The 14,015-nt window shown below is 40.3% G+C and carries 13 protein-coding genes; 10 read left to right on the forward strand and 3 right to left on the reverse strand.

Going from position 1 to position 14,015, the window contains the following annotated elements:
• Positions 1-240 precede the first annotated feature (240 nt).
• A complete protein-coding gene (locus G6W41_RS04550) occupies positions 241-2,484 on the reverse strand; it encodes a molybdopterin oxidoreductase family protein (RefSeq protein ID WP_242039904.1) in 2,244 nt (747 codons plus the stop codon).
• A gap of 259 nt (positions 2,485-2,743) precedes the next feature.
• Complete coding sequence (gene tupA / locus G6W41_RS04560; protein ID WP_002941321.1) at positions 2,744-3,562, reverse strand: tungstate ABC transporter substrate-binding protein TupA; 819 nt, start codon at positions 3,560-3,562, stop codon at positions 2,744-2,746.
• Positions 3,563-3,637: 75 nt separating this feature from the next.
• Between tupA and tupB the strand changes: the two genes are divergently transcribed.
• The 10 genes from tupB (at position 3,638) to G6W41_RS04615 (ending at position 13,259) form a co-directional block, all read left to right on the forward strand.
• A complete protein-coding gene (gene tupB / locus G6W41_RS04565) occupies positions 3,638-4,330 on the forward strand; it encodes a tungstate ABC transporter permease TupB (protein WP_194170759.1) in 693 nt (230 codons plus the stop codon).
• Between the two features lie 9 nt (positions 4,331-4,339).
• Positions 4,340-5,293: a tungstate ABC transporter ATP-binding protein TupC gene (gene tupC, locus G6W41_RS04570; RefSeq protein ID WP_194170760.1), complete on the forward strand. Its 954-nt coding sequence runs from the start codon at positions 4,340-4,342 to the stop codon at positions 5,291-5,293.
• Between the two features lie 245 nt (positions 5,294-5,538).
• Entirely contained in the window at positions 5,539-6,234 is a 696-nt protein-coding gene (locus G6W41_RS04575; RefSeq protein WP_194170761.1) for a molecular chaperone TorD family protein, read from the forward strand.
• A complete protein-coding gene (locus G6W41_RS04580) occupies positions 6,224-6,397 on the forward strand; it encodes a twin-arginine translocation signal domain-containing protein (protein ID WP_194170762.1) in 174 nt (57 codons plus the stop codon). The genes G6W41_RS04575 and G6W41_RS04580 overlap by 11 nt, the downstream gene beginning before the upstream one ends.
• Positions 6,398-6,427: 30 nt before the next feature.
• Entirely contained in the window at positions 6,428-9,253 is a 2,826-nt protein-coding gene (locus tag G6W41_RS04590; protein ID WP_242039905.1) for a formate dehydrogenase subunit alpha, read from the forward strand.
• A 1-nt stretch (position 9,254) separates the two neighbouring features.
• Positions 9,255-9,896: a formate dehydrogenase FDH3 subunit beta gene (fdh3B, locus tag G6W41_RS04595; protein ID WP_009294800.1), complete on the forward strand. Its 642-nt coding sequence runs from the start codon at positions 9,255-9,257 to the stop codon at positions 9,894-9,896.
• 219 nt (positions 9,897-10,115) lie between these two features.
• Complete coding sequence (gene fdhD, locus G6W41_RS04600; protein ID WP_103616444.1) at positions 10,116-10,898, forward strand: formate dehydrogenase accessory sulfurtransferase FdhD; 783 nt, start codon at positions 10,116-10,118, stop codon at positions 10,896-10,898.
• A complete protein-coding gene (locus G6W41_RS04605) occupies positions 10,891-11,634 on the forward strand; it encodes a winged helix-turn-helix domain-containing protein (RefSeq protein ID WP_194170764.1) in 744 nt (247 codons plus the stop codon). Before fdhD ends, G6W41_RS04605 begins: the two co-directional genes overlap by 8 nt.
• A gap of 25 nt (positions 11,635-11,659) precedes the next feature.
• On the forward strand, positions 11,660-11,848 hold the full coding sequence (locus G6W41_RS04610; RefSeq protein ID WP_002941192.1) for a hypothetical protein: 189 nt from the start codon (positions 11,660-11,662) through the stop codon (positions 11,846-11,848).
• 85 nt (positions 11,849-11,933) lie between these two features.
• Positions 11,934-13,259 carry an aminotransferase class V-fold PLP-dependent enzyme gene (locus G6W41_RS04615; RefSeq protein WP_194170765.1) on the forward strand — a complete coding sequence of 442 codons (1,326 nt, stop codon included), beginning with the start codon at positions 11,934-11,936 and terminating at the stop codon, positions 13,257-13,259.
• Between the two features lie 411 nt (positions 13,260-13,670).
• Here G6W41_RS04615 and G6W41_RS04620 read toward each other — a convergent pair whose 3' ends face one another.
• Positions 13,671-14,015, reverse strand: coding sequence for a DUF6980 family protein (locus G6W41_RS04620; protein WP_196779810.1), 345 nt, complete (start codon positions 14,013-14,015; stop codon positions 13,671-13,673).

The following is a 14,015-nucleotide window of genomic DNA, read 5'->3' on the forward strand; positions in this document are numbered from 1 at the left end:
GTGATCACAGAATTTAAAAGTTAAAGCCAACAAAAGCTTTTAGCTGACGCATACAAACTTTAAAAGTCTAAGAGTCTTTATAGATTTAAAAAATAAAGATAGCACTTCATAGCAATTTTATAAAAATAACCCATTCTTACTATAAAATTTCATCTAGAAACAATAGAAAATTTTAGTTAATAAAAGTTGATTTGCTATGAAAATTTGAATTAAAAATTCAAGGGCATTGCGCCCTTGAAATTATGATCTAACAGGTGAAAGATAAGGTTTTTCAGAGTGCATAGACATCTCGTTTTGTTGTCTAAATGCTATATACTCTTCTTCGCTTAACCTTTTTATGTTAGCTATAGTGATCTTAAGAGGTGTGATACCTGAGAGTGGGTCGTGGTCTTGTGCGTTTGCAAGCTCGTTACCGTCAGCCTCACTATAGTGGAAAGTCGTAAATATCGTGCTTTCTCTAAGGTCAGGATTTACACGAAGTTTAGCTGCTATCCTGCCGCGTTTGTTCTCTACCATTGCGTAGCAGCCATCTTCTAGCTCCCTTTCTCTTGCGATATCAGGGCTTACTTCGATTAGCGGACCTTCGATGCCAGCACCATACTCTAGCGGTGGGCACTCTCTAGTCATCGTACCTGTGTGGTAGTGATAAACTTTTCTACCTGTTGTAAATAAGCAAGGATAAACCTCGTCAGGTACTTCGCTCATCGCGCCTGAACCTACTGGATAGCCATCAGGTATATGCATTTTGGCTTTAAATTCAGCCTCCATGCTCGCACGCTTATCTTTATCGTCAGCGTAAAGTACTGGAGCTAGGCGGAATTTACCATCAGGTAGCATTGATTTGTGATCGGTATAAAGATCAGGTGTGCCTGGGTGATCTTCATCAGGGCATGGCCAGCTGATGCCACCTAGTTTTTCAAGTCTATAGTAGCTGATACCGCCAAAGAATTTAGGCATTAGTTTTCTAAGCTCGTCCCAAACCTCTTCTGCGCTTAAGAAGTCAAATCCCTCAAGTCCCATCGCTTTTGCGATGTTGCAAACTACTTTCCAGTCAGGCTCTACGCCAGCTACTGGTTCGCTTGCTTTTCTAGTTCTTTGAACGCGGCGAGATGTGTTGATAAATGTACCATCTTTTTCGCCCCAACCAGCTGCAGGTAAGACGACATCGGCCTTTTGAGCACTTTCAGTGAAGAATAGATCTTGCACGATAAAGCAGTCTAGGTGATGCGTAGCATGCACAAAGTGCTCTGTCCAAGGGTCACTCATAACAGGGTTTTCGCCATAAACGTAAAGCACTTTTAGCTCGCCGCTATCCATCTTATCAGGTGCGTATGTTAGTTTAAAGCCAGGCACTGGATTAAGCTCGAAGTGCCAAACTTTGCGAGCTTGCTCTTGTGCATAAGCGCTATTTACTGGACCTGCTGGGATGACGTTAGGTAGTGCGCCCATATCGCATGAGCCTTGAACGTTGTTTTGACCACGAAGCGGATTTACTCCAGCGCCTTTTTTACCTAAATTTCCTGTTAGGATCGCTAAATTTGAAAGCGAGAATACATTTGATGTGCCGTCGCTAAACTGAGTGATACCCATAGTGTAGCAAATAGCAGCACTGCCAGCTTTTGCATACATCCTAGCAGCCTCAGTGATAAGCTCTTTTTTGACGCCAGTCTCACGCTCAAATCTCTCAGGAGTGAAGTCTTTTACGGCTTCTTTTAGATACTCAAAACCCTCTGCATATTTTTCGATAAATTCTGTATCTTGTAAATTTTCAGAGATGATGACGTTCATCATTGTGTTTAGTGTTTTGATGTTTGAGCCAACTGGAATTTGCAAGAATATATCGGCTTTTTTAGCCATATCGGTGCGTTTTGGATCCACGACGATCATTTTTGCACCACGCTCTAAGCCTCTTTGCATCTGCATAGCGATGATCGGGTGGCATTCGCTTGTGTTTGTGCCTATTAGTAAAAATACATCTGTATCAGTCGCAAATTCAACAAGATCGTTTGTCATTGTTCCGTTTCCAAGGGTGCTGGCAAGACCTGCCACTGTTGGAGCGTGTCAAAGACGAGCGCAGTGATCTACGTTGTTACTTCCTAAAGCACGAAAGAATTTTTGAAATACATAGTTGTCTTCGTTGTTTGAACGAGCCGAACTAAAGCCCATGATAGAGCTTGGACCATATTTTTCAACGCTATTTTTAAAAGTCTTTCCTAAAAATTCATAAACCTCTTCAAAGCTAACCTCTTCGAGTTTGCCCTCTTTGTTAAACTCTCCGTTTAGTTTTCTCATCATTGGTTTAGTTAAACGTTTTGGAGAATTTACAAATTCCCAACCAAACATACCTTTTAAGCACAACTCGCCATCATTTACATGGTGGTTCTCAGTCGGCTTTGCATCGACTATCCTACCGTTTTCTACGATAAGGTCTATGCCGCAACCAGTTCCGCAATACGGACAGGTTGTTTGAACAATCTTTTGCATAGATTTCCTTTCAAGTAATATTTCTAATAGTTCGGTTATTATATACCTTATAAAATAAAAGTAGTTTTAAAATTAATTATTTTATTTAAAAAAATTTTAAGTAATATGCAAATTTTGCATATTACTTTGACGCTGAATTTACGGAGCTTTTTATAGTTTTTTACCATATTTTAAATTTGATTTTTAGCTTAAGTGATTAAAAATAAATTTAAAAAATATGAAAATTTATAAAAAGATGGGCGATTGCTCGCCCTTTGAATTAGTTTTTGCGTGTGTTTGCGTCTGGAGTGAAAAGTGGCTTATCAAGAAGCTTGAAGTCGCCTATAAATTTCTGACCCTCTTCGCTTGTCGCCCATTTTATAAATTTCTCTGCATTTTCGATGTCAGTTTTAGGGCAGTGTTTTGGATTTACTGCGATTAGAGAGTAGAAGTTTTTAAGGTCGTTGTCGCCCTCGTTGATGATGACCATCTCAGGATGACCTTTTTGGTTTGCTTCATATTTAATGTAAGTACCGCGATCAGTAAATGTGACGCCTTTTTGCTCAGCAGCAGCATTTATCGTAGCTAGCATGCCTTGACCTGTTTGCATATACCAGCTATCTTTTTCAGGGACTTCGCCAGCGATCTTTTTCCAGATGCCTTTTTCTTTATTGTCTGTGCCTGATTTGTCGCCACGTGAAAAGAATTTGATACCATCTTTTTTGATAAGCTCGAAGCTTTGTTTGATATCTTTACCTTTAAATTTATCAGCGATTGATTTATCAGCGATAACGACGAAGTCATTGTACATTACGGCATTTCTTTTTAAGCCAAAGCCTTTTTCTACAAATTCTTTCTCAACTTTTGGTGAGTGAACGAAAAGTATGTCAGCGTTACAGTCTTCGCCAAGCTTTAGAGCTGCACCTGTACCAACAGCTGTCCATTTTATATCAACACCTGTTTTTGCTTTATAAGCTGGGTAGATCGCATCAAGCAAGCCAGTGTTATCTGTACTTGTTGTAGTCGCCATGATTAGTTCATTATCAGCGCCAAACGCCAAAACTGCGGCTGCTAGTGAGCCTAAAATAATCTTTTTCATTTTTCTCCTTTAAAAAAAATTGTGATATTATAGCACATTTAAAATAATCTTAAGAAATATGCTAGGAAAGAATAATTGGATTTTTTACTTAATGGCTTTACAGAAGCCTTTAATCTACTTTTAAACGGCAACCTTGAAACATATTCGGCTATCAAGGCTACCCTTTACACATCAAGCGTGTCGATACTTCTTGCCGTTGTTGTTGGCTTTCCACTTGGTTTCATGCTTGGCTTTTATGACTTTAGGGGCCGAAAAATTTTACGCCTTTTAAGTGACACGGCTCTTGCCATGCCAACAGTTGCGATCGGTCTTATTTTATACGCATTTATCACTAGAAACGGCCCGTTTGGCAGCTTAAATTTACTCTTTACGCTAAAAGCGGTCATGCTAGGCCAGTTTGTGCTCGCTCTTCCTATCATCATCTCGCTTACTGCAAGCGTGGTTGAAAATATGGATAGAAAACACTATCTAACTATCCTAAATTTACGCCTTGTGCCGGCAAAGCTAGTTTGTTGTGTGCTTTACGAGCTACGCTACGCTCTCATGGTCGTCATCGCCACCGCATACGGCAGGATCGTGGCTGAAGTGGGCGTTGCGATGATGATAGGTGGCAACATCAAGTACTTTACTAGAACGATCACCACAGCCGTTTCGCTTGAGACGAACAAGGGCGAATTTGCCATGGGTATAGCGCTTGCCATGGTTTTGATATTTATCGCATTTTTAGTAAATTTAGCGATCTTTGCGCTCAAAAAACTAGACAAATAGGAGCAAATTTTGATAAAGATAAGAAATTTACACCTAAGCTACGGCAAAAACGAGATCCTAAATATCCCAAGCCTTGATATAAATACCAAAAAGATAACCGCTCTAATGGGCAGTAATGGCAGTGGCAAAAGCACGCTAATAAGAATTCTCTCGCGCCTGCAAAGCCCAGATAGCGGCGAAATTTCACTTTGGGGAGAAAATAGACCAAGCCTTGAAATGCTTCGTAAAATTTGCGTTTTGCTGCCTGAGCCTGCCCTTTTAAAAAGAAGCGTTAGAGAAAATTTCAAAGTCATCTTAAAAAGTAGAAATTTACTAAGTGAATTTGATGAGCGAACTAGCGAAGCACTCGCCCTTGTGGGACTTGATGAGAAGTTTTTAAACAAGCGCCACTTTGAGCTAAGCTCAGGTCAGACGCAGCGCATCGCATTTGCACTTGCACTTTCTTTAAGAGCGCCATTTTATCTGCTTGATGAGCCGACAAACAGCGTTGATATCGGCACTTCAAAGCTCTTTAGCAAGGCTATAAATTTGATGCACGAGAGATATGGCTGCGGCTTTGTCATCGCAAGTCACGACGAAAAATGGCTTAGCATGCTAGCAAACAAGTGCGTGTTTTTACACAAAGGCAGAGTCTGCGAGTTTGAATACAAAAATATCTTTGAGATAGAAGGTGGCGTGCTAAGCTTTGGCGACGAAGCACGGCTAAATTTAGCTTCAAATTTTAAAGGTAAAAGCAAGATAACGATCAACCCAAACAAGATAAAAATTTCTAAAACAGGTGGTGAGGGTCAAATTTCAGGGGTTTTACACTCGGCCTCGCTTTATATGGGCGATGAAAAGCTTTTGAAGGTCAAAGTTGGCGACTTTTTGATCAAAATTTTTAGCCACGATGATGAAATTACAAAGATTGGAGAGAGAGTATTTTTAGAATTTGAAGATGGCTCGATGCTAGCTTTGGAGTAAAATTTACTCCCACTCTTTAAATTTAGCTCAAATTTAAAAATGGATATCAAAAAATAGCTAAATTTTAATAATTCTGCTAAAAAATCATATCTTACATAACTCCCTAAAAATGGCGTTTTTAAATATGCAATTAAGGCATATTTAAGCTTTTTTTAACTTTTCTAATTTATTTTATTTTAAGCCACATTAATAAGGCAATTAATTGTATAGTTTCAGTGTCGTTAAAAAACTATTTAAGGAAAAAGGTGAGCACAAAAGAGGAATTTGCAGCTGGCAGAAAACTTTACTACGCTACTTTCTCTAAATTCTTCGTATTTAGTGAAGATGAAAAGAGATTTGATGATCTTAGTAAAATGCTTGATCTCATCGAAGAATATAGCTTAAACGATGAAGTATCGCGAGCTGTTGCAAATATAAAAAGTAAATTTAATGAAAAAAATCCAGAGAATTTGATCACCGAATTTGATGACATTTTTCACACTCCGCCAAGTCCGCTTAGAAACTCACTCTCTTTTTACGATGAGGGTTATGAAGTGGGTCATGCTTGCGCTGATGTGCGTAAAATTTTAGCTAAGACAAACATCAGAAGAGATGAGAGTAAATTTAAAGAGAATGAAGATAACGTGGGCTTTGTCTTTACGCTTATGAACGAGTTTATCGGTAAATTTGACGAGTGTGAAGAGGAGCTTTTTAAAAATATTATAAATCCAAACATTGATGAGTTTATAGAAAATTTATATGAGCATAAAAATAGTGAAATTTACAAGGATGTAGCCGTTTTGCTAAACGAATTTATCGCGTTTGAGCGCGTAGCACTAAACTCACCAAAACCAGTCAAGATAGACCACAAAAAGAGCGATGGTCTTTCAAGATCAGAAAGCATAAGAAGAGAAAAAAATAGGATAAGAAAACTAAGAACGGAGGGTACATATGCAAAATAGACGCGAATTTCTAAAAAAAGTCGGTCTAGTTGGCGCTGTGGCAGCAAGTGGTGCGGTAGCAGCAAATGCTAATGAAAATTTAAAATCAGGAAAGAGTAAAAAGACCGAGGTGCTTTATAAAAGAACCAAAAACTGGGAACTTTACTACAAACAAGCAAAATAAAATTTGATAGAAATTTAAGAAAGGATGAAAATGTCTGAAGCTAGATTAAACGCTACGCCAAACAACATCGGCCGTAGATCGTTTTTAAAAATGGCTGCATTAGCAGGTGCTAGTGGAGCGGCCGGCTTTGCAGCAAGCAATGTCACAAGAGAAGCAACAGCTCAAGAGATGGCAAACCCATTTCCAGACTCAAAAATAGTAAAAACTGTCTGCACAGTTTGCTCTGTAGGATGCGGAGTGCTAGCAGAGGTAGAAAATGGTGTATGGGTGCGTCAAGAAGTAGCACAAGATCACCCAGTAAGTGCTGGTGGTCACTGCTGTAAAGGGGCAGACGTTATCGATATGGTGCGCTCACACTGCCGTGTAAAATATCCGATGAAAAAAGTTGGTGGCAAGTGGCAACGCATCTCTATGACGCAAGCACTTGACGAGATCGGTGCAAAACTAAAAGCTTACCGCGAGAAAAATCCAGAGCAAGTAATGTTCTTAGGATCAGCAAAAGATAGCAACGAGCAAAGCTACTATATAAGCAAATTCGTTGCGATGTTTGGGACAAACAACCTAGATCACCAAGCACGTCTTTGACACAGCTCTACAGTCGCCGGTGTGGCGAATACTTGGGGTTATGGAGCTATGACAAATCACCTTGGAGATATCCAAAACGCGAAGTCTATTTTTATAATCGGATCAAACCCAGCGGTAAATCACCCAGTTGGTTTTAGACACTTTTTAAAAGCAAAAGAGAATAATGGCGCAAAACTAATCGTTGTCGATCCAAGATATACAAGAACAGCGGCAAAGGCTGATTATTTCGCACAAATTCGTCCAGGAACGGATATACCTTTTGTATATGGCATGATGAATCTCATCTTTGAAAATGGCTGGGAGGATAAGAAATTTATTGATGACCGTGTTTATGGTATGGATCTGATTCGTGAAGAGGCTGCAAAATGGACACCAGAAGTCGTTGAAGACGTGACTGGAGTGCCAGCTGCAACTCTTAAAGAGATCACAGAAGTCTATGCTAAAAACCGCCCTGGCTCGGTCGTTTGGGCGATGGGTCTAACCCAGCACACAATAGGTAGCTCAAACACTCGTATAGCTCCGATCTTGCAACTAGTACTTGGCAACATGGGCGTAAGTGGCGGCGGATGTAACATCCTAAGAGGCCACGATAACGTTCAAGGTGCAACTGATATGGCAAATTTACCAGATAACCTACCTGGTTATTACCCTAAAAATGAAGGAAGCTGGAAATATTTTGCAAAAATGTGGAAGGTTGATTTCGAGTGGCTGCAAAAGAATTTTATCAAGCCTGAGTGGATGTTTAAGCCAGGATTTTCACTTGCACGCTGGTGGGCTGGTACGCTAAATGGTAAAGATGGCAATGATGCGATCGATAATGCAGGAGATAGCCTAAAAGCTCTTGTAGTTATAGGAAATGGTATCACATCTACTGCACAGCAAGCAAAGGTTCAAGAGGGTCTTGATGCGCTTGAGCTACTTGTTTGTGTAGATCCGTTTGTAAATGACGCTGCCGTTATAACAAATAAAAAAGATAATGTATACATCATCCCTGCTTCAACTCAGTATGAAACTAGCGGCACAGTCGTAGCTACAAACAGAAGTGGCCAATGGAGAAGCCAAGTATGCAAACCACTTTATGAGAGCATACCTGATCATGAATTGTTATTTGAACTAGCTAAACGCATAGGCTTTTATGACGAGCTAACTCGCACTATAAGGGACGCTGATGGCAAGATAGAGTGGCCAGAAGCTGCTACTCACGAGATAGCAAATATTATAAAAACTATCGGTATGACTGGCTGGACACCTGAGCGCTTAAAACGCCACCAAGAGAACTGGGATAAATTTGATGAAGTAACATCTCTTGGCAAGCCTGGCACTCCTGTTGAGGGCGAATACTACGGACTTCCATGGCCATGCTGGACAGAAAATCACCCAGGTAGCCCAATACTTTATGATACACATAAATCAGTTCGCGAAGGCGGAATGGGCTTTAGAAACCGCTTTGGTTTAGAGCACAACGGTGTTAGTCAGCTAGCAGCTGAAGGCTCAGCGCCAGTTGGTTCATCTATAAATGGCGGATATCCTGAGATTAAAAAAGACAATATCGAGAAAATTTTAGGCATCACACTAACTGATGATGAAAAAGCAAGGATTGGAGCCAGCTGGTCAACTGATGATAGTAATATCATAGCAACAAAATGCTTGGAGAAAAACATCGCTCCGTATGGCAATGCACGTGCTAGAACTATCGTTTGGACATTTGCTGATCAGATCCCTAAGCATAGAGAGCCGATCCACTCACCAAGACCAGATCTAGCCAAGAAGTATCCAAGCTTTAAAGATAAAGCAAAACAATACCGCGTTGATACCAAATTTGAAAGCTTGCAACAAAGTAAGGACTTCTCAAAAGAATTCCCTATCAACCTTATTACAGCTCGTCTCGTAAATTTCAGTGGTGCTGGTATGGAGACGCGTGCTAGTAAGTATCTATCACGCATTACGCCTGAGATGTTTGCCGACATCCACCCAGAGCTAGCGGCTAAACATGGCATTAAAAATTGGGATTTTGTTTGGGTTCATTCACCTGAGGGTACCAAGATCAAGGTTCGTGCAAGGATCGTGCCATCGGTCAAGCCTGATATGATCTTCTTGCCATTCCACTGGGCTGGATATATGCAAGGTGTTGATATGACTGGAAATTTCCCAGAAGGAACTTTGCCATTTGCGGTTGGCGAGAGTGCAAATACCGTAACAAACTATGGATATGATATCAACACTCAAATTCCAGAAACAAAAGGCGGTCTTTGCCGCATAGAAAGGGCATAATATGAGCGCATTTAACGATAACAATAGACTTAAATTTTACTGCGACACAGATAGGTGCATTGATTGCAACGGTTGCGCGGTAGCGTGTGATGAAGCTCATGAACTACCTATCGGCGTTAGAAGACGCCGCGTTATAACGCTAAATGAAGGTGTGCCAGGTAAAGAAATTTCAACGTCAATCGCATGTATGCACTGCGAAGACGCGCCTTGTTCGCTCGTTTGTCCGGTTGATTGTTTCTACATCAGAGCTGATGGCATAGTGCTTCACGATAAAGATATTTGTATAGGCTGCGGATACTGCTTATATGCTTGCCCATTTGGTGCGCCACAATTCCCTAAAGATGGTGCCTTTGGTGCAAGGGGCGTAATGGATAAATGCACCATGTGTGCAGGCGGTCCGCTACCAACTAATAGCGAAGAAGAGCGCGAAGTATATGGACAAGATAGAATTTCTGAGGGCAAGGTGCCAGTTTGTGCTGCGATGTGCTCTACAAAGGCTTTGTTAGTTGGCGAGTCAGATGTCATCGAAAAAATCTACAATGACAGAGTTGCTGCAAGAGGTTATGGCGAAAAGAACCTAAAACAAACTACTGTTTGGAAGATCGCTTACTACGCTGGCGACAGACTAAAACTAAAAGCGTAAATTTATAGGTGCTTTTTGCACCTATAAAATTTGTTATTTTCTCTAATTTTATACTTTAAGAAATATGCCTATTTTGCATATCAAATTTTAATTATAATAACGTTTATTTCGTATCAAAATACGTTTAAGCTTTTTGCTTTGTTTAAGCAAGTTTTTACTACAATCCAAAATTAAATTTAGCTTTTTGGGCTATCATTTGTGAAAACTTCAAGGAGCAAGATGGAACCGATTTATAAAACACAGATCATCAAATATAAAGGCGAGCAAAAAGCACAGGTTGATGATATTTTGGTGCGTGAGATCAAGCTTGAAATTTACATAAATGACAAAAAATTTGGTGCCGTTATGGCAACGCCTACCGATCAAAAGGCGCTTGCAGTGGGCTATTTGATCAGCGAAAACGTCATCACAAAGCCGGAGGACATAACAGAAGTTAGGCTCTCAAGCGACGAGCTAAGCGTCTATGTAAGCGCCAAAGTGAACGAAAAACGCCTAGAGCAGTTTGACGAGGAAAAGGTCATAATAAGTGGCTGCGGCAGAAGCTCAACGGCAAACATTGACCCACAGGCGATGGCAGCAAGAGCCGTAAAAAGCGGAGCTAAATTTAACAAAGATATGATCCTTGCTCAAATGAGGGAGTTTTATACGCAGTGCGAGCTTTATGAGATGACTGGCTGCGTGCATACGGCAAAGCTTTTTGTGAGCGAAGATAAATTTTATATAGGCGAGGATATCGCTCAGCACAACACGATCGATAAGGCCGTTGGCAAGGCTGTTTTAGACGGGGCTAACTTAGCAAATTCATTTTTGATGGTGAGTGGCAGACTTAGCTCAGAGATGGTCGCGAAAGCCGTTATGCACGGGGTGCCAGCACTTATCTCAAGGACAGCACCGACTAGCCTTGGCGTTGTGATCGCTCGTAAATTTGAGCTTACACTTTGTGGTTTCGCAAGGGGCGAAAATATCAACGTTTATAGTGGCGAAGAGAGAATTTATGAGTAAAAATTTAGAAGAGCTAATAAAACAAACACTAAATAAAAGCGGCAAACTTGACTGCGGCACGGCTTTTAAGATCGCTAGCAAGCTTGGTATAGAAGTCGGCGAGGTAAGCGACGAGGCAACTAGACTTGGCATCAAGATAGACAACTGCGAGCTTGGGCAGTTTGGTGGTTTGGATAAAGACCGCGGTAAATTTACATTGTCACTAAAACTAAAAGAAGTGAGCGACGAAAAGGGCAGAGTTTTTTGCAAAGATGCAAGGGATATGGCGGTGGCTAACGGCGGGCTAAAGACCATGCGCTCGACGCTTAGAGACTACGGCTTTGACGTGAAGTACTGTCAGCTAGGCTGTTTTAAGGAAAAGAAAGGCAAAAAGATGAGAGTAAAGACGAAGACTTGGATAGAAAACGACGAGGGCGAGCTTATATTTGGCAAGGGTAAAACCGAAGTTTTAGACGTTATAGCCGAGGTTGGCTCGATATCAAAGGCAGCTGAAATTTTAGGCATGAACTATAAAAAATGCTGGTCACATCTGCAAATTTTGCAAAAAAATTTAAAAGAAGATCTCTTTACAACCAAGCAAGGTGGCGGAGATAGTGCTGGCACTACGCTAAATGATAGAGCCTATGAGCTCATAAACGCCTATAAACAGCTTCAAAATGACATCGAAGACTATGCAAATAAGCGCTTTAAAGAGCTATTTTTAAAACAAGACGAGAAGAAAAACGATAAAAAATAAACCAAATTTTTAAAAGGAGAAAAACATGTATGTAAAACTAAATGACAGGACTTATCTAAACAAAGATAAGATCACTAGAATCAAGATCGATAGCGTTCAAGACGGCATTCGTATCCGTTTTTATGAGGGTGCAAACCAAGTTGCTAAGAGCCAAAGATTTGAGAGTGAAGCAAAAGCTAACGAGTGGTTAGAAAAAAACTTCTTAAACAAATAAACACACGAGTGGGCGCCCTGCCCGCTTGTAACCTCACTTTATACAAAATTTCATTATAATCGCACTTTTAACCAAAGGGAAAATCGTGCCAACTATAGATGAAGTAAGAAAAAATATCATTTTAAAAGATGGAATTTACTATTTTGACTACACGGCCTCAGGGCTTGCCTATGCGCCTATCGAAGATGAAATTTCAAAATTTTTAAAAACCTACGCAAATACTCACTCAGATAGCAGCTCAAGCGCCGTGCTAACGCAAAAACGCTATGAAAACGCAAGGGCAGAGCTAAAGGAGCTTTTGGGGCTTGATGAGAGCTTTTATCTAATAGCAACAGGTCAAGGTGCAACGGCTGCGATAAAGAAATTTCAAGAGATAATGGGAATTTATCTGCCGCCAACGACAAGAGCCTTGATCGGCGAAGCAAATTTAAGAAGCGTAAATTTACCACTCGTGCTTGTTGGGCCCTATGAGCACCACTCAAACGAGATCAGCTTTCGCGAGGGACTTTGCGACTGCGAGCGCATCAGGCTTGATGAAAATGGCGAGATAGACTACGTGATGCTTGAGAGGACGCTAAAACTAAACGCAAAAAGAAAGATCATCGCCTGCTTTAGCGCCGCCTCAAACGTCACAGGCGTGAAAACCGACTACAAGAGAATTTACTCGCTCGTTAAGAAATTTGGCGGAGTGGTGGCATTTGACTGTGCGGCGACCAGCTCGCATGAAATTTTAGACGCAGCATACTTTGACGCAGCCTTTTTCTCGCCTCACAAGCTACTTGGTGGAGTTGGGAGTTGCGGGCTTTTGGCGATCAAAAAAGAGCTTTATACAAGCGACATACCAAGCTTTGCAGGTGGCGGCACCATCGCGCTTGCGACGCCATCAAAACACCTTTTTATAAAAAACGCCGAGCAGCTTGAAGAGGCTGGCACGCCATCTATCTTGGGGCTGGTGCGAGCAAGTCTAGCCTACAACTTGCAAGCAAGTGTCGGAGTAGAAAATATCAAAGCACGCGAAGAAGAGCTGGCAAATTTCTTTGAAAAAGAGCTTAGCAGTATCGAAGATATCACCATTTACGGTCCTAAAAATGCAGAAAAGCTGCCTATTTTTTCATTTAATGTGCGTGATATTTCGCCTTATGACTTTGCTGCAACGCTTAGCAACAACTATGGCATACAAAGCCGCGCTGGCGTGATGTGCGCTGGGCCTTATGCTTTTGACCTGCTGGGGCTTAAAGAGAATAAGATCTTAGAGAAAAAGCCAGGTTTTGTAAGGGTGAGCATGCACTACACGCACACAAAAGAGGACGTGCTCTATCTCATAAACGCTATCAAATCATCTATCAAAAAACACCGCGAGCTTTGGGGCGAGGAGAAGGCGATGTATGAGATGTTTGGCGGAAAAATTTAGGCTGAATTTGTTGTTTTGGGTTGAATTTAACTATCAAGAAAAGTTAAAAATTTAAATTTAGATTGCCATTTTAAAATGTAAAAACAATTATATTTTTTGATCTGAATTTACTCGTTCTTCCCATTTAAATTTTAACTGTATCAAATAAAATTTACCATCTTGGATCAAATTTTGCCAGCAGAATTTAAAGCAAATTTGCTGTTTTTGTACAGAGCTATACCTGCTCGGTCTTAAGAAACTCTAACAAAACACGCCACCATTGTGAGTGGACAAAAAATATTAAGCATTTTATCTTGCTTTTACATCTAGTTAAATAGAAATTTCTCAAGATCTTTTATGCGGTAGTCGTTTAAAATTAGCAACAACTAGTTTTTATGTTGATTAAAAAAGAGTTAAAAAAATAATTTTCAATCACTTCTTCAACCACCAACCATAATTTAAATATACTTTAGGAATTTCATCATTATCAATATCTATTCCTAATTTTTCCATTTTGTCAAACCATTTATCTCGTTTTGATTTTGGTAATTTTGTACCACAAAAAGGGCAAAATTTGATTGAAATACTGCTTGTGCCACCATCGTGAACGATAATTCCATATTCATCAAATTTAGGATAATACGAAATAAGCACGTCTGGACAATCATAAATATTGTTATGAATCTTACAATTTAATTTCGTTGCCTCTTTCATTTGAGAGCAACAGTGTTTTACCTTAACCATTTTTTCTTTATTTATGATATTTACGTTTTTCAA

Source organism: Campylobacter concisus, from assembly GCF_015230035.1.
GTDB lineage: Bacteria > Campylobacterota > Campylobacteria > Campylobacterales > Campylobacteraceae > Campylobacter_A > Campylobacter_A concisus_BK.